The sequence below is a fragment of the Ruania rhizosphaerae genome (assembly GCF_009805705.1).
In the GTDB taxonomy this organism is placed as follows: domain Bacteria; phylum Actinomycetota; class Actinomycetes; order Actinomycetales; family Beutenbergiaceae; genus Ruania; species Ruania rhizosphaerae.
On sequence record NZ_VSMB01000001.1, the window covers coordinates 544,890 to 564,901 of the forward strand.

Annotated in this window: 21 protein-coding genes; 12 read left to right on the plus strand and 9 right to left on the minus strand. The window is 68.5% G+C overall.

Going from position 1 to position 20,012, the window contains the following annotated elements; translation table 11 throughout:
- The first annotated feature begins 182 nt into the window (after positions 1–182).
- Both FV560_RS20245 and FV560_RS02310 read left to right on the plus strand, forming a co-directional pair.
- The gene (locus tag FV560_RS20245) at positions 183–803 is read left to right on the plus strand and encodes a dihydrofolate reductase family protein (protein ID WP_235019869.1); all 621 of its coding nucleotides are present in this window, start codon (positions 183–185) and stop codon (positions 801–803) included.
- A 189-nt stretch (positions 804–992) separates the two neighbouring features.
- The gene (locus FV560_RS02310) at positions 993–2,036 is read left to right on the plus strand and encodes an NAD(P)-dependent alcohol dehydrogenase (RefSeq protein ID WP_159618831.1); all 1,044 of its coding nucleotides are present in this window, start codon (positions 993–995) and stop codon (positions 2,034–2,036) included.
- 4 nt (positions 2,037–2,040) lie between these two features.
- Here the strand turns inward: FV560_RS02310 and FV560_RS02315 are convergent, their stop codons facing one another.
- Together FV560_RS02315 and FV560_RS02320 are read right to left on the minus strand one after the other, a co-directional pair.
- Positions 2,041–2,229: a helix-turn-helix transcriptional regulator gene (locus FV560_RS02315; RefSeq protein ID WP_159618833.1), complete on the minus strand. Its 189-nt coding sequence runs from the start codon at positions 2,227–2,229 to the stop codon at positions 2,041–2,043.
- Between the two features lie 3 nt (positions 2,230–2,232).
- Complete coding sequence (locus FV560_RS02320; RefSeq protein ID WP_159618835.1) at positions 2,233–2,712, minus strand: hypothetical protein; 480 nt, start codon at positions 2,710–2,712, stop codon at positions 2,233–2,235.
- Positions 2,713–2,924: 212 nt separating this feature from the next.
- Between FV560_RS02320 and FV560_RS02325 the strand changes: the two genes are divergently transcribed.
- On the plus strand, positions 2,925–3,209 hold the full coding sequence (locus tag FV560_RS02325; protein WP_159618837.1) for a DUF2277 domain-containing protein: 285 nt from the start codon (positions 2,925–2,927) through the stop codon (positions 3,207–3,209).
- A gap of 85 nt (positions 3,210–3,294) precedes the next feature.
- On the plus strand, positions 3,295–4,155 hold the full coding sequence (locus tag FV560_RS02330; RefSeq protein ID WP_159618839.1) for an aldo/keto reductase: 861 nt from the start codon (positions 3,295–3,297) through the stop codon (positions 4,153–4,155).
- A 46-nt stretch (positions 4,156–4,201) separates the two neighbouring features.
- Here the strand turns inward: FV560_RS02330 and iolD are convergent, their stop codons facing one another.
- From iolD to iolC, 4 genes are read right to left on the minus strand one after another with little or no spacing between them, the layout of a single operon-like run.
- Positions 4,202–6,124 carry a 3D-(3,5/4)-trihydroxycyclohexane-1,2-dione acylhydrolase (decyclizing) gene (gene iolD / locus FV560_RS02335; RefSeq protein ID WP_159618841.1) on the minus strand — a complete coding sequence of 641 codons (1,923 nt, stop codon included), beginning with the start codon at positions 6,122–6,124 and terminating at the stop codon, positions 4,202–4,204.
- Positions 6,124–7,017 (minus strand): 5-deoxy-glucuronate isomerase, encoded by an 894-nt coding sequence (iolB, locus tag FV560_RS02340; protein ID WP_159618843.1) that lies wholly within the window; start codon positions 7,015–7,017, stop codon positions 6,124–6,126. The genes iolD and iolB overlap by 1 nt, the downstream gene beginning before the upstream one ends.
- Positions 7,018–7,053: 36 nt before the next feature.
- Positions 7,054–7,956 (minus strand): Cgl0159 family (beta/alpha)8-fold protein, encoded by a 903-nt coding sequence (locus FV560_RS02345; RefSeq protein WP_159618845.1) that lies wholly within the window; start codon positions 7,954–7,956, stop codon positions 7,054–7,056.
- Positions 7,953–8,939 carry a 5-dehydro-2-deoxygluconokinase gene (iolC, locus tag FV560_RS02350; protein WP_159618847.1) on the minus strand — a complete coding sequence of 329 codons (987 nt, stop codon included), beginning with the start codon at positions 8,937–8,939 and terminating at the stop codon, positions 7,953–7,955. The genes FV560_RS02345 and iolC overlap by 4 nt, the downstream gene beginning before the upstream one ends.
- A gap of 159 nt (positions 8,940–9,098) precedes the next feature.
- On the opposite strand from iolC, the gene FV560_RS02355 reads away from it, so the two are divergent.
- The 5 genes from FV560_RS02355 to FV560_RS02375 all read left to right on the plus strand — a co-directional run bounded on the left by FV560_RS02355 (position 9,099) and on the right by FV560_RS02375 (position 13,745).
- Positions 9,099–9,848 (plus strand): GntR family transcriptional regulator, encoded by a 750-nt coding sequence (locus FV560_RS02355; RefSeq protein WP_159618850.1) that lies wholly within the window; start codon positions 9,099–9,101, stop codon positions 9,846–9,848.
- A 251-nt stretch (positions 9,849–10,099) separates the two neighbouring features.
- Entirely contained in the window at positions 10,100–10,966 is an 867-nt protein-coding gene (locus tag FV560_RS02360; protein WP_159618852.1) for a hypothetical protein, read from the plus strand.
- A 136-nt stretch (positions 10,967–11,102) separates the two neighbouring features.
- On the plus strand, positions 11,103–12,041 hold the full coding sequence (locus FV560_RS02365) for an ABC transporter ATP-binding protein (protein ID WP_420853341.1): 939 nt from the start codon (positions 11,103–11,105) through the stop codon (positions 12,039–12,041).
- The gene (locus FV560_RS02370; protein ID WP_235019870.1) at positions 12,034–12,936 is read left to right on the plus strand and encodes an ABC transporter permease; all 903 of its coding nucleotides are present in this window, start codon (positions 12,034–12,036) and stop codon (positions 12,934–12,936) included. Before FV560_RS02365 ends, FV560_RS02370 begins: the two co-directional genes overlap by 8 nt.
- Positions 12,933–13,745, plus strand: coding sequence for an ABC transporter permease (locus FV560_RS02375; RefSeq protein WP_159618856.1), 813 nt, complete (start codon positions 12,933–12,935; stop codon positions 13,743–13,745). The genes FV560_RS02370 and FV560_RS02375 overlap by 4 nt, the downstream gene beginning before the upstream one ends.
- A 115-nt stretch (positions 13,746–13,860) precedes the next feature.
- On the opposite strand, the gene FV560_RS20250 is transcribed toward FV560_RS02375, so the two are convergent.
- The 3 genes from FV560_RS20250 to FV560_RS02390 form a co-directional block, all read right to left on the minus strand.
- Positions 13,861–14,574: a sortase domain-containing protein gene (locus FV560_RS20250; RefSeq protein ID WP_235019871.1), complete on the minus strand. Its 714-nt coding sequence runs from the start codon at positions 14,572–14,574 to the stop codon at positions 13,861–13,863.
- An 18-nt stretch (positions 14,575–14,592) separates the two neighbouring features.
- Entirely contained in the window at positions 14,593–15,366 is a 774-nt protein-coding gene (locus FV560_RS02385) for a hypothetical protein (RefSeq protein ID WP_159618858.1), read from the minus strand.
- A 145-nt stretch (positions 15,367–15,511) separates the two neighbouring features.
- Positions 15,512–16,180 carry a GntR family transcriptional regulator gene (locus FV560_RS02390; protein ID WP_159618860.1) on the minus strand — a complete coding sequence of 223 codons (669 nt, stop codon included), beginning with the start codon at positions 16,178–16,180 and terminating at the stop codon, positions 15,512–15,514.
- A gap of 208 nt (positions 16,181–16,388) precedes the next feature.
- Between FV560_RS02390 and FV560_RS02395 the strand changes: the two genes are divergently transcribed.
- Genes FV560_RS02395 through FV560_RS02405 form a run of 3 tightly spaced genes read left to right on the plus strand, consistent with a single transcriptional unit; the run spans position 16,389 to position 20,008 of the window.
- Complete coding sequence (locus tag FV560_RS02395; protein ID WP_235019872.1) at positions 16,389–18,164, plus strand: GH39 family glycosyl hydrolase; 1,776 nt, start codon at positions 16,389–16,391, stop codon at positions 18,162–18,164.
- Complete coding sequence (locus tag FV560_RS02400) at positions 18,157–19,005, plus strand: aldo/keto reductase (protein WP_235019873.1); 849 nt, start codon at positions 18,157–18,159, stop codon at positions 19,003–19,005. The genes FV560_RS02395 and FV560_RS02400 overlap by 8 nt, the downstream gene beginning before the upstream one ends.
- Positions 19,006–19,030: 25 nt before the next feature.
- Positions 19,031–20,008 carry a carbohydrate ABC transporter permease gene (locus tag FV560_RS02405; protein ID WP_159618864.1) on the plus strand — a complete coding sequence of 326 codons (978 nt, stop codon included), beginning with the start codon at positions 19,031–19,033 and terminating at the stop codon, positions 20,006–20,008.
- Positions 20,009–20,012: the final 4 nt, after the last annotated feature.

Consider the following 20,012-nt stretch of genomic DNA (forward strand, 5'->3'; position numbering starts at 1 on the left):
CGACAGTCGAGCTCTGCAGGTTGGACGGACGACCCTTGTTCACGGATATTGCGATCAGCCCTATGTGGGCTCTTCGGAAATCAGGTGGGAGCGGGACTTGCGGTGGTAGTTGAAGGTGGGGAGGGGGTTGAGGTCCTTGATGATCAGTAGCGACCAAGCAACTGTTCGTTCCAAGGACCTCGATGTTGACCAACACGACAGGGTGCAGCGATGCGCCCACCACTGATCCCTGCGTCCGCTGCGACACACTCCTGGGTAACCCGGGCATTCATGTGGAGGCCGTCGAGCGCACTGACGTGCTCGTGACGGTCACCGTCTCCACGCCCTGGCAGCTCATGGGCTGTCCAACCTGCGGGGTCGTCGCGCCCAGCCGCGGACGCCGACGTCGCGAGCTGCACGACGTACCGGGCATCGTGCCAGTGCGGGTGATCTGGCGTCAGCGCACCTGGCGCTGTCCCGACCGGGCCTCCCCCACGGGCACGTTCGTTGAGCAGAACCCCGCGCTGGTCGTCCCGAGTTTGGCCAGTTTAGTGCGCAGCGGCTCTGTTCTTGATGGCCGTGAGCGCGTCGCGGATGTCGGCGGATGGCGGGTCGGCCGCGGTGGCGACCTCGCCGGCCAGTTCCTCGACATCGGTGCGCTCGACGAGATTGCGCTGTCGGTCGCGCCGGTGGCGTTGACCGGCGGGGCGCCCGTGCTGCCCCGGCGGATCGAGTCCGATCGGCTGCGGCTCGTCTCGGCGACCGCATTCGGCGAGTTCGCGCGCCTCGTGTACGGGGTGGAGAGTGCCTCCTCGAAGGACTGAGGCGTGCCCGGCCGCCGATGCTCGCGCTCGGACTCGGCCGTGATCCCCTGTCGGCAGGACAACGCCAGCTCTGTGCGTGAGACTGGTCATGTCGGGGGTCAGAGCACGCATCGGGCTTCGATCCGTGTCAGCACTCACGAGATTCAGTACCCACGGGATTCAGTACTCACGAGATGCCGGAGGTTCACAGTGAAGGCGCTGCAGTATGTCGAGGTCGGTCGTCCCCCCGAGCTGCGGGAGGTGCCCATCCCGGAACCCGGCCCGGGCGAGGTGCGGGTCAAGGTCACTGCCGCCGGTGCGTGTCATTCCGATTCCTTTGTGATGGGTCTGTCGGCGGAGCAGTTCGCCCAGTTCGGCTACCCCCTCCCGATGACCCTGGGGCACGAAGGCGTGGGCGTGGTGGACAAGCGCGGCGAGGGGGTCGACGCCGTGCAGGACGGTGACGCCGTCGCGATCTACGGCCCGCAGGGCTGCGGTCGGTGCTACGAGTGCGCGCAGGGGAAGGAGAACTACTGTCCGCGCGCCGCGGAGCTCGGCATCACCCCACCCGGCCTCGGATCCGACGGCTCGATGGCCGAGTATGTGCTGGTCCGCGATCAGCGCCACCTCACCCCGCTCGGCGATCTGGACCCCGTGCGCAACGTCGCCCTCACCGACGCCGGCCTCACTCCGTACCACGCGATCAAGACGTCGCTGCCGAAGCTCGTCCCTGGCACGGTCGCAGTCGTGATCGGGGCAGGCGGTCTGGGTCACGTCGCCATCCAGATCCTTCGGGAGATCACTCCGGCGACTGTCATCGCCCTCGACGTGAACGAGGACAAGCTCGCTCTCGCCCGGGATGTCGGTGCCCACCACGCGTTCGCGTCGGACGAGGAGGCAGCAGGCAAGATCCGTGACGCCGTCGGCGGGGCGAAAGTGGCAGCCGTCTTCGACTTCGTCGCGATCCAGCCCACGGTGGACTTGGGACTGTCGCTACTGGGGACCGAGTCCGACCTGGTGCTGGTGGGGGTCGGAGCCACGAAGGCCGATATCGGGATGCTCGCGCGTCCATACGACTCGACCATCCGCTCCCCTTACTGGGGTAGCCGCTCCGAGCTGATCGAGGTGCTGGAACTCGCCCGCGCCGGGCGCGTCTCCGTGGAGGTGGAGACCTTCTCGCTCGACGAGGCACCGGAGGCGTATCGCCGACTGCACGAGGGCACACTGCGGGGGCGGGCCGTCGTGGTGCCGTGACGGGTCACGGGCTGAACAGATCCTCGATGCGGCATCCGAACACCTCGGCGAGCCGGAAGGCGAGGGGTAGCGAGGGGTCGAACCGCCCCTTCTCGATCGAGATCACGGTCTGGCGCGAGACGCCGAGTTGCTCGGCCAGGAACTGTTGAGACCAGCCCCTTTCCTGACGGCGGACCATCAGTGAGTTCTGCATGCCTCACCCGGCCCGGCGAGCGAGGACGTACCGGATTGCGACGTCGGCGGCGATGAGCCCTGCGAGAGCCATCAGGGCCGTGACCGCGGTGACCTCCCACCCGGTCAGGCTCAGTACCGCGGCACCGACACCGACGACCACCACCACGTCATAGAGCGTGCGCTGGGTGGCCCTATCCCACCAGATGTTCTCGACCGTCTCCTCCGGACGGTCGACGGCGCCCCGGATCGTGGAGCGGTCGACCACCACGATCCACGCCAAGGCCAGGGCGGGGCCGGCAAAGCAGAGCAGGCCGATCCCGAGAGCGAGCCGGCGCTGCTCGGCATCGAAACCGATGAGACTGAAGGCGATCGACAGAGTCACGGTGAGCACTATCCCGAGCGGGGCGGCGTGCCACCAGGCGCCCGGGTGAGTGCGGCCCCACTGTGACCGACCCCAGCGCAGGGGCTTGCGTGCGGTGGTGCCGTCTGCATGGTGTGTCATGCGTTCCTCCGTCCTGTTAAGGACACTTAACATTCCCGATCGAGGTTGTGTCAAACACGCTTGACACTTGCGCCGCATGGATCCGCCCGCCGACCGGCCCGGCGAAGTGCCATCGCTGGTACTCGGCGCACCCGCTCGCTGAGCGTGTGTCGAGTGTGATGAACCCCTGCCGGCCTCTGGCGCCAGAACGCCCGGCGTGCCAGCCTGGTGATATGTGCCGCAACATCCGGACCCTCCACAACTTCGAGCCTCACGCCACGTCGGAGGAGGTGCACGCCGCTGCGCTCCAATATGTGCGCAAGGTGAGCGGGATGAACAAGCCCTCCGCCGCGAACCAGGCCATCTTCGACCAGGCTGTCGCCGACATCGCCCACACCACGGAGCATCTACTCGCCGACCTGGTCACCCAAGCCCCACCGAAGGACCGGGAGGTCGAGGCCGCGAAGGCCAAGGAGCGGGCGGCCAAGCGCTACGGGACACAAGCAGCCAGCGCCTGATCCTGGAACCGCGCGGCCACCCAACCCCGCGCGGCAACCGTCCACGTCCGGTCGACGTGGAAGCAGCATCTCGAAGAGGAGCACCGTGCACGAACGCAAGATCGGCGACCGACTCGTCTCCGCCATCGGACTCGGAGCCATGCCCATGTCGATCGAGGGCCGGCCCGACACCGAGCGCGCCATCGCGACGATCAACGCCGCACTCGACGCCGGCATTACCTTGATCGACACCGCCAACTCCTACCACCGCGACGCCGGTGAGGAGGGGCACAACGAGGAGCTCGTCGCCCGTGCCCTGCGCGCCCGTGGCGTCAGTGACGACGAGGTGCTGGTGGCCACCAAGGGTGGCACCCAGCGCCCAGGCGATGGCTCGTGGATCAAGAACGGACGCCCGGAACGGCTCAAGCAGGCCGCGAAGGACTCTGCCCGGCGGCTCGGCGTGGAGGCGATCGGGCTGTACCAGTTCCACCGCCCCGACCCCGAGGTCCCGTTCGCCGAGTCAATGGGCGCGATCGCCGAGCTCCTCGACGAGGGTGTGATCCAGATGGCCGGCGTCTCCAACACCGACGTCGCCCAGATCAACGAGGCCAACGACGTGCTGGACGGACGCCTGGTGAGCGTGCAGAACCAGTTCTCACCCCGGTTCCGCTCCAGTCACGACGAGCTCGAGCACTGCGACCGACTCGGGATTGCGTTCCTGCCCTGGAGTCCGCTCGGTGGCATCGCCAAGGCGGCTGAGCTCGGCAGCCAGCACCGCGCATTCGCCGACGTGGCCGACGAGCTCGGGGTGAGCGTCTACCAGGTCACGCTCGCGTGGGAGCTGGCGCTGGCCGACGTGGTCATCCCGATCCCGGGGGCATCCCGGCCCGAGAGCATCCTGGACTCCGTCGGGGCCGCCGAGGTCCGGCTCACCGAGGACCAGATGGCGCGCCTCTCCGCGAGCTGAGGGACGTGGGCGGGGCAGTACGGCAAAGCATCCGCCGACGGCGGCCCTACAGGTAGTGCCGCTGCCTCGCCCGGAGCCGGGCGTACTCCTCGTAGGCCCGCTGCGTGCTCTCCAGCCGCGCCACTTCGGCCACCGGCACGTCCCAGCCGTTCGTCGCGGGCGGGTTCGGACCAACCGGGTCGGTCTCGATCACGATCACCGTGGCGTCCGGGGCAGCGGCCGCCTGCTGGTAGGCCCCCCGGAAGTCATCGATCGAGGAGGCGGTGACGGTCCGGACCCCGAAGCTCGCGGCATTCGCGGCCAGGTCCACGCCCACGTACTCGCCGGCCAGCTGCCCGGAGTCGTCCCGCATCCGGTAGGCGGTGCCGAAGCGCTGCGAACCCACCGACTCCGAGAGCGCCCCGATCGAGGCGAAGCCGTGGTTCTGCAGCACCACCACGATCACCTTCAGGCCCTCGGCCACGATCGTCGCCAGCTCGGTGGGCATCATCTGGTACGTGCCGTCGCCGACGATCGCGACCACCTGCCGCTCGCTCTCGGGGCGGGCGAGCCGGACCCCGATCGCTGCCGGGATCTCATACCCCATGCAGGAGTAGCCGTACTCGAGGTGGTACTGGTCGGGGCCTGCCGCGCGCCACAGCGCCTGCAGGTCACCGGGCATCGAACCAGCGGCGTTGATCACCACGTCCTCGGCGCCCATCAGCTCGTTCAGGGCTCCGAACACCTCCACCTGCGCGGGGAGCTGACGCTCTGGTGAGGCGGCAGGCCGGGTGAGCTCCGCCGTCGTGCGGGCCCATTCCTGGGCGAGCTGGTGCGCCTCGGCGGCGTACTCCTCGCTCACCCGGTGCCCTGACAGCGCGCCGGTCAGGGCCGTCAGTCCCTCGCGGGCGTCGGCCACGAGCATCTCGGCGCTGTGCTTGGCGGCGTCGAAGCTCGCCACGTTCAGGTTCACGAAGCGCACGTCCTCGCGAGCGAAGGCAGTGTGGGACGCCGTCGTGAAATCCGAGTAGCGCGTGCCCACGCCGATCACCACGTCAGCCTCCGCAGCGAGCGCGTTCGCTGCAGCCGACCCCGTGGAACCGACGCCTCCGACGGCGCACGGGTGGTCCGCCGGGATCGCCCCCTTGCCCGCCTGGGTGTCCGCCACCGGGATACCGGTCGCGTCGGCGAAGTCGATCAACGCCTGGCTGGCCTCGGAGTACTTCACTCCACCGCCGGCCACCAGCAACGGGCGCTGGGCGGACCGGATCGCGGCCACGGCGCGCTCCAGGGCCGCCGGCTCCGGCACCGGCCGCCCCACGTGCCAGGTGCGCTCGCGGAACAACTCGACCGGGAAGTCATGCGCCTCGGCTTGCACGTCCTGCGGGAGGCACAGCGTGACCGCACCAGTCTCGGCCGGGTCGGTGAGCACGCGCATCGCCTGCGGGAGCGAGGTGATCAGCTGCTCGGGCCGGGTGATGCGGTCCCAGAAGCGCGAGACCGGCCGGAACGCGTCATTCACGCTCATCTCGGGCGAACCCGGGTTCTCGAGCTGCTGCAGTACCGGATCGGGCCGGCGGGTGGCGAAGATGTCCGAGGGCAGCAGCAGGACCGGCACCCGGTTGATCGTGGCCAGTGCAGCACCGGTGACCATATTCGTCGAACCGGGTCCGATCGAGGCCGTGCAGGCATAGGTCTGCAGCCGGCTGCGCGCGCGGGAGAAGCCGACGGCGGAGTGCACCATCGCCTGCTCGTTGCGTACCAGGTAGTACGGCAACGACTCCTCGCCGTCAGCAGGATCCAGGGCGTTCTGCAGCAGTGCCTGGCCCACGCCGGCCACGTTCCCGTGACCGAAGATCCCGAAAGCGCCGGGGATCAACCGCTGACGCACGCCGTCGCGCTCGGTGTACTGCACCGAGAGGAAGCGCACCAGCGCCTGCGCGACGGTGAGCCGCACGGTCGCCGGCGAGTGCTGCGAGGCTTCGGTCATCACTGCTCCTTCGCCAGCGGCAGCCGAGCGTCGAAGTCCTGACCGTCCCACGTCTCGCGCACCCAGGTGTAGTGCGGGTCGTCGGTCATCTTCCAGGTGCCGTCGCGCTCGGGGCCGGCCATCACGTTCAGGTAGTACATGTCGTATCCCGGTGGCACCATGCACGGCCCGTGGTAGCCGTGCGGCACGAGCACCGTGTCTCCCGAGCGCACCTCGGCGAGCAGCTCCATCGGACGCTCGGCGGTGCCGTGCTGACGGTGATATCCGACGCCGTCGCCGGTTTGCGCACCCGGGGCGTGGGAGCGGAACCGGAAGTGATAGATCTCCTCGAGGATCCGCTCGTCATCGGTGTGCACGTCGTGCTTGTGCGGCGGGTAGGAGGACCAGTTGCCGCCGGGGGTGATCACTTCCACCACCAGCAGCCGGTCCGTACGCACCGCGTTGCCGAGGGCGTAGTTGCGCACCTCTCGGGAGGCGATCCCGGAGCCGCGCAGCTCCAGCCGCACCTCGTCGGTGGAGTGGTAAGAGCTGGTGAACTGCTCCTCGGCGCGCGCCGTGGCCAGGGCGAGCCGGACGCCGTCGTGATCTGCAGTGGCTGTGATCCGCGCGTGAGCGCCACGGGCGAGGTAGGCGTAGTCCGTCAGGGCACTGAACTCATCCGGTCGCCCGTGCAGGTGGAAGGTCTGCCCCTCCACGGCGATCTCGAAGCTGCCGGCCAGCGGCAGCGCGATCGCCTCGTCCTCGCCGAGACTCACCTCCGCCGAGGCGCCGGCCGAGATCTCCAGGACCTTCAGCCCGGAATAGTCCCAGCCGGCCCGTTCCGGGGTGATCTCCAGCCCGAACGGCCCGTTCGGGGCGCTGCCCGCGCGTACCAGCAGGTCGGCATCAGTCATCGCCACATCCTCCTCGAGTTGTCCACACCAGTGTGCTCACAGCAGCCCGACGGCGGCATCCACCGCCGCGGCCACGTCGCCGTCCGGCGGGTACAGCAAGCTCCGCCCGACCACCAGGCCCATCACGTTCGGGCAGGCGAGTGTGGCCTCCCAGGTGGCGAGTGCAGCGTCGGGATCGTCGGAGACCTCGCCGCCGAGGATCAGGCTCGGCAGGGTCGTCGCGGCCATCACCCGCTCCGGCTCGGGAACGGCCGGCAGTTTCAGCCAGGTGTGGGCCGACGTGCGGCCCAGGCCCGCGGCCACGGCGATCGAACGGATCACCGCATCCGGGGAGAGATCATTGCGCAGCCGGCCGTGCTCGGTGTAGCTCCAGAACGGCTCCACCATCGCGGTCAGTTCGCGTTCGGCCAGGTCGTTGACGGCCTCGGCGCACGCGGCGATGGTGTGCATGGTGCCGGCATTGTCCGGGGCGATGCGCAACAGCATCTTCCCGCCGTCCAGCCCGGCGGCCGCGACCCCGGAGGCGTCATAGCCGGTGAAACGGTCATCGGCCTCGAACACCGCTCCCGGGAGCCCGCCGCGATTCATCGAACCGAACACCAGCTTGCCCTCCAGGGCGCCGAGCAGGGTGAGGTCCTCGATCAGGTCGGCGGTGCCGAGGAAGCCGTCGACGCCGGGGCGGGCCAGGGCCTCCAGGCAGCGCCCGAGTAGATCCGTGCGGTCGGCCATGGCCATCGCGTCCGGGCCGGCACCGAGCGAGCCGCGGGCCGGGTGATCGGCCGCGATGATCATCAGCTGTTCCCCGGTGGTGGGGCGCTGCCCCGGGGTGCGGGCCGCGAGCGAGGCGGCGATGCGCTCCGGGTGATGGGCGCGGATCTGCGGCAGGTCGGCGATGGCGGGGCGCGGGGTGATGGTGGCTCCTGGGCTGCCCCCGCTCATCGGCCGGCCCTCGCGTTGACCTCGGTGACCGGGGTCCCTGCCAGGACCGCCTCGAGCTCGGCGAGCGTGGGCATCGCGGTGGAGCACTCCAGGCGGGAGGCGACGATCGCCCCCGCGGCGCTCGCGGCCTCGATCAGCTTCTGCAGCGGCCAGTCGTTGACCAGGCCGTGCACCAGCGCGCCACCGAAGGCGTCACCGGCGCCCAGCCCGTTCACCACGGCGATCTCGGTCGGCGGTACGACCACCCGCTCGGTGGCGGTCTTGGCGAGGGTTCCCGCCGGTCCTTGCTTGACGATCGCGAGGCGGACGCCGGCTGCGAGCAGCGCATCGGCGGCCGCCTCCGGCTCGGTCTCACCGATGGCCACCTCGCACTCCTCACGGTTGCCCACGGCCACCGTGGCGTGGGCGAGTGCCTGCTGCATCTGCGCGGTCGCCTCGGCCGGCTCTGGCCAGAACATCGGACGGTAGTCCAGGTCGAGCACCGTGTGGCGACCGCTGCCGTGGGTACTGCGGTGCGCGAGGGCGGTGTGGTGCGCCTCCCGGCTCGGTGACGTGCAGAACCCGGTACCGGAGACCCAGAACAGGTCCGCCGCGGCGATCTGCTCCAGCGGCATGTGCTCGGGCCGCAGCTGCAGGTCCGGTGCGCTGGGCCGGCGGTAGAAGTACAGCGGGAAGTCGTCCGGCGGGAAGATCTCGCAGAACGTGATCGGGGTGGGCAGGTCGGCGTCGGTGACCACGAACTGGTCGTCCACACCGAGGCGGCGCATCTCGGCGCGCACGTAGCGTCCGAACGGATCGTCGCCCACACCGGTGAGTACCGCCGCCGGGCTCCCCATGCGGGTGGCAGCGACGGCCACATTCGTGGGGCTGCCGCCCAAGAACTTCCCGAACGTCTCTACCTGCTCCAGACCAACTCCGGTCTGCAGCGGGTAGAGGTCGACGCCGGAGCGCCCCATCGTGATGACGTTCACCGCGTGCCTCATCCCTTTCGCGCGGACGTGTTCGACCGATCTGGTCCCGATTGTGCCGTACTACGTCCGGTTTCGACAAGCGATTGTCCTAACAAATGCATCCATGTGGGATAGTTTGTATGCTCGTTGATGACAGTGATGGCGATCGTGACCGCAGAACCAGGAGGGCGGATGGGTTCCGACGACGTGGCGACGGTGCGGGTCGAGCTTGACCGGACCAGCTCGATACCCCTGTACCACCAACTCTCCACGGCGATCGAGAAGTCGATCGAGGGTGGTGCACTCGCGCCAGGGCAGCGGTTGGAGAACGAGATAGCCCTCGCCGAGCGGCTCCGCGTCTCGCGGCCGACCGCTCGCCGAGCCCTGCAGGAACTGGTCGATCTGGGCATGCTCGTGCGTAAGCGCGGTGTCGGCACCCAGGTGGCACCGGTGCGGGTGCGGCGGCGCGTGGACCTGTCCAGCCTCTACGACGATCTCGAGCGCAGTGGGCGCAAACCGAGTACGTCGGTGCTTGAATACTCGGTGGCGCCGGGAGGTTCCGACATCACCGAGGCGCTCGACTTACCTGGCGGATCCGACGTCGTCACCATCCGGCGGTTGCGGCAGGCCGACGGTGAGCCGCTGGCACTGATGACCAACTACATCGCCCTCGAGCTGGCGCCCTCGTACGAGCAACTCGGTGAGATGGGGCTCTACCACGCGTTGCGCGACTCCGGGGTGGAGATCCACATGGCCCACCAGCAGATCGGCGCGCGCACCGCGACCGCGGCCGAGGCCCGGCTGCTGGAGGACAAGCCGAAGGCAGCCGTGCTGACCATGGAACGCACGGCCTACGACTCCACCGGCCGCGCGATCGAGCACGGCCGTCACATCTACCGCGCGAGCAGGTACAGCTTCTCCACGACGTTGTTCGCTCCCTGACCGGTCCCGTCAGCCGCGCCTGCCGGGACCCGCGGTGACCGAATCGACCGGGATTCGTCCGCCTGCGCACCATGCTGCGCGCATCAGCGCCCCGGTGTCGATTGCGTCACGAGGTGGAGCAACTCGATCCCGTGCCGACAGGTGAGCGACGGCGCAGCGTGCCAGGATCGAGACATGAGCACCCGGCGAGGATCGACCAGGTGAGCCTCTCGCCCACCTCAGCACCGCGGACCCCTCCGCGGGATCAGCGCATGCCGATGTGGCTCTACCCCCTGGTGGGGCTGACATCGGTGGTCGTGGGTCTCTTGCCATGGCTGCGGACCGGCCCGCGGCTGCCGTTGCAGAACCTCTGGGCGAGCGAGATGAGCCCGGAGCAGATGCCACTCGCGCTGCTTCCATTGAACCAGTACCACCTGGTGCAGCTCCTGGGGATGCTCATGACGGCGGGCCTCATCGCCGGCGTGATCGCGCGCCTCGAACCACGTGCGCGGCGGCATCGATCCACCGGCCTGACCGCGCTCGGAGCTCTGGTCGGCATGCTGGCAGCCGGGATCCAGAGCGGTCTGGTGCTCGCCGCCGGACTCGAGGAGCGCTCCCTGGCCACCGTCTACCTCGCCGGAGTGCTGACGTGGGCGACGCTCAGCGCACTTGGCGCAGTCTTCGTTCTGGGGCTCATCGGGCGCGGTCGCCGCGGCGCAGCCGCGATCGCCGTCGCATTCGCTGCCGCACCGGTCGCGGCCTGGGCCCGGATGCTGCTCCTCCCGGAGCCGGCGATGGCTGCTCCGGAGGTGATCGACGTCGCTGGCGCTCTGAGGTGGCTGCCCGCCGTGCTGGTGGGGGTGGCGCTCGCGTGGTGCGGGATCCGGCTCAGCGCGAAGATCGCAGCATGGGTGCTCAGCCTGGTGCTGTTGTGGGTGATGCCCGCCTTGCTCACGACCATCGGCTATGCGGCCGACTATCGCGCCGATGTCGGTGAGCGGGTGGGAGCCGGACTGGACGTTCTAGCCGCGGCGATGGCTCCCGGGATCGCCGGGCCGCCGGTTCTCGTGGCGCTCGCGATCGCGATCGTTGGGGCAAGCGTGGCCGCGCTGGTGCGGTGGTGGCGCCGCCGTACCTGAGCGACCGAGCCGTTCGAATCCACCTTTGCCAGGGGAGTCCACGTCTGACCGACCACACCTGGGCGGATCCCAACGGCAGAAGTGGATTCCGATGGGAGATCTCAGTCCTGGATCGCGCGACGTAGAGTTGACCCCCGTGACCGAGTCAGTTGTCGAGCCAGTGATCAGCGCGCGCGAACTGCGCAAGACCTACGGTGACTTCGTCGCCGTCGATGGCATCGACTTCGAGGTGCGCCCGGGCGAGAGCTTCGGGCTGCTCGGACCGAACGGCGCCGGCAAGTCCACCACGATGCGGATGATCGGGGGCACCCTGGACCGCACCGGCGGTGACCTCGCCGTGCTCGGGATGGATCCAGGACCGCAGGGGCCCACGGTGCGCGCGCATCTGGGGGTGATCCCGCAGCAGGACAATCTCGATGAAGAGTTGCGGGTGCGCGAGAACCTCATCATGTATGGGCGCTACTTCGGCCTCTCCCGCTCCTTCCTCGCCGCGAAGGCCGACGAGTTGCTCGCATTCGCGCAGCTGGAGGCGAAAGCCAAGGAGAAGGTGCAGTCGCTCTCGGGCGGCATGAAGCGGCGCTTGACCATCGCCCGCGGCCTGGTGAACGAACCGAAGATCCTGCTCCTGGACGAACCGACCACCGGGTTGGACCCGCAGGCCCGGCACGTGCTCTGGGATCGGCTGTTCCGCTTGAAGGAAGCGGGCACCACACTCGTGGTGACCACGCACTTCATGGACGAAGCCGAGCAGCTGTGCGACCGGCTCATCGTGGTCGATCACGGGCGGATCATGGCCGAGGGCAGCCCCCGTGAGCTCATCCGCACCTACTCCACCCGCGAGGTGGTCGAGCTCCGCTTCGGATCGGCCCGCAACGCCACCGTGGTCGCGGAGCTGGACGGGGTCGGCAGCCGCATCGAGGTGCTGCCGGACCGGGTGCTCGTGTATGCCGATGACGGCGAAGCCTGCCTGGAGGAGGTCGCTCGCCGTGGCCTGGCTCCCGTGACGTCACTGGTGAGACGCTCCTCGTTGGAGGACGTGTTCCTGCGCCTGACAGGACGGTCGCTCATTGACTGACGAGACCGGTTCCGCCCGCGAGCAGACCGTGGTGGGGCACCACCACGACGACCTGGATACGACCACCCTGGCCTACTCCGGCCAGGCACCCAGCCACGCAGTGATGGCGCAGCGGGCACACCGGTTCGGCACGTGGTACCACGCCGAGGCCGTGCTGCGATCGATGCGGGCCTTCATCGTGCCCGGGCTGCTGAACGCCGTCGGGCAGCCGTTGCTGTACATCATCGCGATGGGCCTGGGCCTGGGCGCCCTGGTGGGCAACGGCGTGGGCACGGTCGACGGCGTGGACTACCTGACGTTCGTGACTCCGGCATTGCTGGTCTCCACCGTGGTGATGTCGGTCTCCGGTGAGATGACGTATCCGGTGATGGCCGGATTCAAGTGGATGCGCACCTACTACGGCCCCGCCGCCACCGGGCTGCGACCCGCGCAGATCGCCGCCGGCCACCTGCTCGCCGTGGTGATCCGGTTCGTGGTGCAGTGCACGATCTTCTGGGTGATCGCCGTCGCATTCGGAGCGACGAGCCTGGGCTGGTCGGTGCTGATGGTGCCGATCGGGGTGCTCGCGGCCACGGCGTTCGGTGCGCCCCTGCAGGCGTATGCCGCGAGCCTGGAGGGCGAAGGCTTCCAGTTCTCCTTCGTGCAGCGGTTCATCGTGATGCCGATGTTCCTGTTCTCCGGGACGTTCTTCCCACTGGCGGTGATGCCGGTCTACCTGCAGTGGATCGGCTGGCTCTCGCCGGTCTGGCATGGCACGCAGCTGGCCCGGCTCGTCTCCTACGGCGCGTCCGGACCCGGGTGGCTCATCGCCGTGCACGTGCTGGTGCTGGTGGCGGCGACGCTGGCCGGCGTGATGTGGGCCCGGCGCGTCTACACCCGGAGGTTGACCTCATGAGTGTGCGCGAACAGCAGCGACCTGTGCTCGCCGAGCCCGGCGCCCGTAGCAGTGTGATCTCGGTGCTCGAACGCGGCTTCTCGGTGATCCGCAACCAGAACTGGATGATCCTCGTCTCCGGGTTCTTCGAGCCGGTGTTCTACCTGCTCGCGATGGGTGTGGGCATGGGGATGCTGGTCGGGGAGGTCTCCGGGCCGGGTGGCCGTGAGATCACCTACGCGGCCTTCATCGCACCGGCGTTGCTGGCGACGTCGGCCATGAACGGCGCCTTCTACGACTCGACGTGGAACGTCTTCTTCAAGCTCCGCTTCGCCAAGCTCTACGAGGCGATGCTGCAGACCTCCCTCTCGCCCTGGAACGTGGCCCTCGGGGAGATCCTGATGGCGCTGTTCCGCGGCTTCCTGTATGCGCTGGGATTCCTGGGGGTGCTGGCCGTCATGGGTCTGGTGACCTCGTGGTGGGCGCTCGCGATGGTGCCGGTGGCCGTGCTCATCGCGTTCGGCTTCGCGGCCCTGGGAATGGGCGTCACCAGCTTCCTCACCCGGTTCCAGCAGATGGATCTGCTGAACTTCGTGATGCTGCCGATGTTCCTGTTCTCCGCCACGCTCTACCCGATCACCGTCTACCCCGAGGCGGTGCAGTGGCTGGTGATGGTGCTGCCGTTGTGGCACGCGGTGGAGCTGATGCGCCAGCTCTCGGTGGGCTACCTGACGTGGGCAACACTGGTGCACGTGGGCTACTTCGTGGCCATGACCGCAGCCGGCCTGTGGTTGACGACGACGAGGTTGCGGGCACTCTTCCTGCGGTAATGCGCCACTCCCGATGGCACGCACTGACCGGACCGACTCGAATGCGTCAGCTTGCGCAGAATGCTGCCCCGCTCGACGCATACCAGTCGATCCGGTCAGCAGAATCGTCTTACCCTCAGGAGTCGAGCCTGCCGTAGGCGATGAAGTTGTCCTCCAGCACGCCGGTGTCGGTGTTGAGCCCGTCGCAGGTGATCAGCCGGATCTCGGCCTCCTCGGTGTTCCCGTACACCTCCAGGGTGGGGAAGCCCTCCCGGCTCTTGTCGAAGAGTTCGGTGCGGTAGATCGTGAACGTCGCCACGGAGCCGTCCTCGCGCGTGACCTCGATGCTGTCGCCGATCTCGACCTGTGGCAGGTCGGCGAAGATCCCTGGCCCGCCCTCGATGCCGTTGCGGTGACCGAGGATCACCGAGGGCCCGATCTCGCCCGGCGTGGGGGAATGCACGTACCAGCCGGGCGGGGAGCCCAGGTTGTACGGCGGCACCTCGATGAGTCCGTTCTCCTGGATTCCCAGGTCCATCAGCTCGGCCTCGACGCCGATCACCGGCACCGAGACGACGGTCGGGTCCGAGGCGGGCAGTGAGACCGGCTCCGGCTCCTCGGTCTGCGTGGGGTCCTCGGTCGGGGCGGGCGAGGGAGACTCACTGGTAGGGGCCGGGGAGGGTTCCGCCGTCGGCGTTGGCTCGGAGGGGACCTCCTCGACCTGAGGGGAGTCGGATGCAGCGGGCGCTGCCACGCCGTCGTCCGGCCCGGCGCAGGCGGTGAGGGTGAGAGCGACGGCCGCCGCGCAGACCATGAGGCCTGCGCGGCGACCGCGGAGTGAACTCGTCATCGGTGGGTGCTCAGCCGATCAGGCGTTGTCCGAACGACGACGCAGCATCCAGGCGCCACCGGCGGCCAGGGCCACGGCGCCGGCGCCGGCTGCGACCATCACGCCGGTGTTGTCGGCCGGCTGGACCGGCGATCCGGTGTCCGCACCGCCGTCGGGCATCGCGTCCATCTGGGAGACGCTCACCGCCCCGCATGCTGCGGGCAGGGTGGCTGCCAGGGGCAGCTCCTCGTTCAGCGGGCTCATCTTCTCGGCGGCCTCCTCGCTGAGGAGCTCCGGGTCGACACCGTGAACGACCACGACGGCGGTTCCGTCCGCCAGTGCGGCAGCGGTGTCATCGTTGAGCTCGAAGGTGCGCTCGTAGGTGTAGGACTCCCCGCCGGGGAAGCGCTCGATGGCGAGGGCCGAGTCCGCACTCGTGTCGCCCTCGGTGGTCAACGAGGTGCTGACCTGACCGTAGGAAGGAATGCCTTCCGGTGTGCTCACGGCACCGTCACCGTCTTCGTCGGCGCTGGCATCGGGGCAGACTCCCTGGCCACCGATGTGGATGTGCTGGGCGTGCGGGAACGGGCCGTCGCCGAACGTTGCGGCCGCACCTGAGATGTTGATGGTGACGGTCGCCTCGCTCCCGTCGAGCTCGATCATGGCATCACCGCTGGTGCCGCTGCCGTTGAGCTCATCGAGTGTGGCCTGCCCGGACCAGGGTTCGTGGTTGTCGGCGAGGGCAGGTGCGGCGGTCATCGCCAGGGCGCTGATCGCGACGGCCGGAACCGCCAGTAGTGTCTTCTTACGCATCGTGCATCTCCTTCGTGGATCGTCAACGTGCACCCTGTGTTCGGAGTGTGCGCAGATCCGGATTGGTCGAGTGCCGATCCGGTTTCCGCAGTCCGGTCAGAGCGTGTTGACGCCCGCACCTGAAGGGTGCAGATGCCGCGAGTTCTCAGGCCTCGGGCAGCTCGAGCTGGCGCAGCCGCGAGTACGCACCGCGCATGTGATCGGCTACGGCTGCGCGCGCCGCTTCCGGGTCGCCGGAGGCGAGGATGTCCCGCAACTCCTTGTGCTCGGGGTAGCCGACCGTGGGGAAGTCGGGGAAGTTGATGTTGCGGGTGATGAGGAAGAAGGCCACCTGGCTGCGCAGTGAGGTCCACACCCGGTGCAGTCGGGCGTGATCGGCAGCGTCGTAGATCACGTCGTGGAAGGCGAGGTCCAGCGCCACGGCCTCCTCGGGCTGCACCGACCCGGAGGTGTCCTTCATCTGCTCCAGCACCCGGTCGAGCTCGGCGAGGTGATCGGGAGTGAGGCGGGTGGCGGCGCGCTCACCGGCGAGCGTCTCGACGGCGGTGCGCAGCGTGTGCACCTCCTCCACATCGCGTTGGGTCAGGATCGAGACGAAGGCACCGCGGTGCCGTTTGATCTCCACCTGCCCCTCGGCCTCCAGGAGGGCGAGCGCCTCGCGCACGGGTCCTCGGCTCACGTCCAGCGACTCGGCGATCTCCGCCTCTCGTAGCCGCGAGCCGGGCGGCAGCTCGCCGTTGGCCATCTTCTCGCGCAGGATGCGCACGACGTGCTCGCTCAGCGAGGTACGCGGTCCGATCGTGCCCAGCGTCATCGCTCATCCCTCCTCGCTGATCTGCCCCAGTGGTCCTGCCTTCACATCATGGCGGGTGTGATCGGCCACTGCCCGCCATTCTCGCATGCAGAAAATATAGCGTTGACAATCTGCAATTGCTAGGGCTACCGTCAGTGCACGTCGTCACCGAGGACGACGGCCCTCCACGATGAGGGCACGCCGCCGACGCAGGAGAGGCACCCGCCACGTGAGCACCCGAACCGACGAGACTGCTCCCCCCGAGGCCACCGGACCCCGCCCGGACCACAACCCCGGGATCGGCAACGACGTCTCGCCCTACCCGAAGGCCGCGCCGAGCGACCCGACGGCCCCCCACGTCCGCTCCGCCGAGGTGGAGGTGGACGCCGCCTCGGACGCGGGCCCGCTCACCCGGATGTGGGAGAGCATCGGCTACGACGAGATCAACTGGACCTACACCCCGACCGGCCGTACGCTGCTGAACACGTTCGGGGAGATGACCGAGCGCGGCTTCCACGTGCGCCCGCACTACGTCTTCTGCTCCGGTAGCGGTTTCGGCATCCCGCACTGGGGCAATGGCAACGTCTACCACGAGGCCCCCGACGGAACCGTCACCTACGACTTCACCATCGTCGACCAGGCCTACGACGCGATCGTCGAGGCCGGGCACCACGTGCTCGTCGAACTGGCCTTCACCCCGCGCGATCTCCTGCCCGAGCAGGCCGAGGAGCTCACCGTCACCCCCAGCCCCACCGTCTACAGCGCCTACGAGGCCGGCCAGTGGTCCTACCCTCCGCGCGACTACGACCGCTGGGGCGACCTCATCGCCGCCCACGCCCGGCACTGCCTTGAACGCTATGGCGCCGAGGAAGTCAGCACCTGGCTGTGGGAGCTGTGGAACGAACCGGACATCTTCTACTGGCGCGGCACCCCGCAGGAGTTCTACGACCTGTACTCCGTCACGGCCCGCGCAGTCCGGTCGGTGCTGCCCGAGGCCAAGGTGGGTGGGCCCACCGTCACCGGCGCCGGCGTGGAGTTCATGCGTGGCTTCCTCCAGCACACCCGGGATCAGGGTGACCCGCTGGACTTCGTCTCCTTCCATACAAAGGGTTCGGCGTTCACCCCGTGGCGCGCCTACGGCCCGACCGGCGCCCCTGCCTCCGAGCAGCAGAACCCCTCGGCGAACAAGATGATCTTCGAGGTCCAGCGCCTGCTGCAGGTGATCGCGGAGTTCCCCGAGTATCACGACCTGCCCGCGATCGTGGACGAGTGCGATGCCGGCGTGCCCGCGCACTTCTCCGCCTATGACAACGGCAACTTCGCCTTCCAGAACACCGAGTACTTCCCGGTCTTCCAGGTGAAGCTGATGAAGAAGCTGCTCGACCTGAACGCCCTTGAACCGGTCCAGGTGGAGCAAGCCACCTCGTGGAGCTTCTACTTCGAGGGCGAGCGCTACTTCGAGGGAACCCGGGCCTTCCTCACGGCCGGCGGTGTGGAGAAGCCGCTCCTGAACGCCTACCGGATGCTCAGCCACCTCGGTCAGCGGCGCCTGGCCGCGTCCTCGAGCGCCGCCGTCGACGTGGCCCAGATCGACCACGCGACCGGGGCGAGCATGCCCGAGGAGGTGGACGTGCTGGCCTCCCGCGGCGAGGACGGCACCGTGGCGATCCTGGTGTGGCGCCACACCGACGACCAGTACCGCACCGACGACGCCGAGACCGAGGTAAGCCTCGCCGTCACCGGCCTGGAGGGTTCCTACACGCTGCGCCACTTCCGGATCGACGCGCAGCGCTCCAACTCCCACACTCGCTGGGCCGAGCAGGGCAGCCCGCAGGTTCCTACCGAGGAGCAGCTCGCAGCCATCAAGGCTCGTCAGGGCCTGGAGGAACTCACCTCTCCCACGCAGATCACGACGGCGGAGGGCGCCTTCCGCACGACGGTCGCCTTGCCGCTGCCGTCGGTGTCGTTGCTCGTTCTCGAACCTGCGGGAGGCACCAGTGAGTGAGCAGGTCTTCGCTCGCCGGGTGCCGCTCGCCGGTGGCACCTCGATCCCGCAGTTCGGCCTCGGCGTGTTCCAGGTGGAGTCCGGGGGCACCCAGCAGGTGGTGGAGCAGGCACTGGAGATCGGCTACCGGCACATCGACACCGCCGCGGCGTATGTGAACGAGGAGGGCGTGGGTGCGGCGATCCAGGCCACCGGCATCCCCCGGGAGGAGGTGTTCGTCACCTCCAAGTTGCGCAACGGCGATCAGGGGTATGACTCGGCGCTACGGGCGTATGCGGACACCTGCACCCGGCTCGGGCTGGATCGGCTGGACCTGTACCTCATCCACTGGCCGAATCCGGCTGCCGGCCTGTGGCAGGACAGCTGGCGCGCGCTGGTGCACCTGGCAGATCAGGGTGAGGTGTCCGCCGTCGGGGTCTCGAACTTCATGCCCGAGCACCTCACGGAGCTCGCTGACCTCTCCGAGGTGACCCCCGCCGTCAACCAGATCGAACTGCACCCGACCTATCAGCAACGGGAACTGGCCGACTTCTGCCGTTCCCGCGGGATTGCGGTGGAGGCCTACTCCCCTCTCGGACAGGCGGGCGATCTGGACCACCCGGAGGTGACGGCACTGGCGCAGCGGCTGGGCGTCACTGCCGCCCAGGTGATCCTGCGCTGGCACCTGGACCGCGGACACCTCGTGATCCCCAAGACGGTCAATCCGGAACGGATGCGCACCAATGCCGACCTGGATCAGGTGGCGTTGACCGACGAGGACCTGGCGGTCATCGACGGGCTCGACGCCGGCCAGCGCATCGGCAACGACCCCTACACCTTCGCCAAGTCCCAGATCCGCTGACCCACCGACACGTTCGGAGAACTCGATGGCGAGTCCCACTCTGATCGCCGAGACGGCCACCCGGTCCGGCTCGGCGGCTGCCACGGCAGCGAAACGCCCGGGGCAACGATCCCGTGAACGACGCCGCAACCTGTGGATCTACGCGTTCCTGCTGCCCACCTTCGTGCTCTACGGCCTGTACACCCTCTACCCGATGGTGGCGAGCTACTGGTACTCGCTGGTGGAGTGGAACGGCTTCTCCAGCCAGCAGACCTTCGTCGGCCTGGACAACTACGAGGCGGTCTTCGCCGACCCGCTGTTCTGGTCCTCGGTGCGGGTCACGCTGCTGTTCATGCTGATCGTGGCGCCGCTGCGGGTGTTCGGGGCGTTCTTCCTAGCGATCCTGCTGAACTCGCCGAAGCTGCCGCTGCGGTCGTTCTTCCGCACCGCCTACTTCCTGCCGGTGGTGACCACCACGGCCATCGTCGGTGTGGTGATGCGGTTCATCTTCGACCCGGCCAGTGGGCCCACGGCCGCGCTTGCGACCATCTTCGGGCTCGGGCCGATCGACCTGCTCGGTTCCTCCGAGACCGCGTTGATCACCGCCGGGGTGATCTACGTGTGGAAGTTCTTCGGGATCACGCTGATCTACTGGCTGGCGGCGCTGCAGACCATCCCGGCGGACCTGTACGAGGCCGCCCGCATCGATGGGGCCGGTCCGATGCGGCTCTTCCGGTACATCACCCTGCCGATGCTGATCCCATTCCTGCTGATCATCTCGGTACTCACGATCGAGGACTGCTTCCACGCCTTCGACCTGATGCAGACGATGACAGCAGGTGGGCCGTTCTTCAGCACCGAGATCATCGAGATCTACATCTACCGGTGGGCCTTCGCGGCTTCGATTCCGCAGCTCGGGTTCGCCTCCGCGGCCGCCGTGCTGTTCGGGGTGATCGTGCTCCTGGTGGTCATCCTGCAGGTGTGGGCGACGGTGGTCTCCCGACGGATGCGAGCTCGCTCATGAGTGT

Excerpts from the sequence above, each read along its gene's own strand:
- FV560_RS20250 (WP_235019871.1), bottom strand. The coding sequence starts at position 14,574 with ATGACGAGTTCACTCCGCGGTCGCCGCGCAGGCCTCATGGTCTGCGCG.
- FV560_RS02320 (WP_159618835.1), bottom strand. The coding sequence starts at position 2,712 with ATGACACACCATGCAGACGGCACCACCGCACGCAAGCCCCTGCGCTGG.
- FV560_RS02355 (WP_159618850.1), top strand. The coding sequence starts at position 9,099 with ATGGGTTCCGACGACGTGGCGACGGTGCGGGTCGAGCTTGACCGGACC.
- FV560_RS02390 (WP_159618860.1), bottom strand. The coding sequence starts at position 16,180 with ATGACGCTGGGCACGATCGGACCGCGTACCTCGCTGAGCGAGCACGTC.
- FV560_RS02325 (WP_159618837.1), top strand. The coding sequence starts at position 2,925 with ATGTGCCGCAACATCCGGACCCTCCACAACTTCGAGCCTCACGCCACG.
- FV560_RS02375 (WP_159618856.1), top strand. The coding sequence starts at position 12,933 with ATGAGTGTGCGCGAACAGCAGCGACCTGTGCTCGCCGAGCCCGGCGCC.
- iolD (WP_159618841.1), bottom strand. The coding sequence starts at position 6,124 with ATGACCGAAGCCTCGCAGCACTCGCCGGCGACCGTGCGGCTCACCGTC.
- iolB (WP_159618843.1), bottom strand. The coding sequence starts at position 7,017 with ATGACTGATGCCGACCTGCTGGTACGCGCGGGCAGCGCCCCGAACGGG.
- FV560_RS02345 (WP_159618845.1), bottom strand. The coding sequence starts at position 7,956 with ATGAGCGGGGGCAGCCCAGGAGCCACCATCACCCCGCGCCCCGCCATC.
- FV560_RS20245 (WP_235019869.1), top strand. The coding sequence starts at position 183 with ATGTTGACCAACACGACAGGGTGCAGCGATGCGCCCACCACTGATCCC.
- iolC (WP_159618847.1), bottom strand. The coding sequence starts at position 8,939 with ATGAGGCACGCGGTGAACGTCATCACGATGGGGCGCTCCGGCGTCGAC.
- FV560_RS02315 (WP_159618833.1), bottom strand. The coding sequence starts at position 2,229 with ATGCAGAACTCACTGATGGTCCGCCGTCAGGAAAGGGGCTGGTCTCAA.
- FV560_RS02405 (WP_159618864.1), top strand. The coding sequence starts at position 19,031 with ATGGCGAGTCCCACTCTGATCGCCGAGACGGCCACCCGGTCCGGCTCG.
- FV560_RS02360 (WP_159618852.1), top strand. The coding sequence starts at position 10,100 with ATGCCGATGTGGCTCTACCCCCTGGTGGGGCTGACATCGGTGGTCGTG.
- FV560_RS02385 (WP_159618858.1), bottom strand. The coding sequence starts at position 15,366 with ATGCGTAAGAAGACACTACTGGCGGTTCCGGCCGTCGCGATCAGCGCC.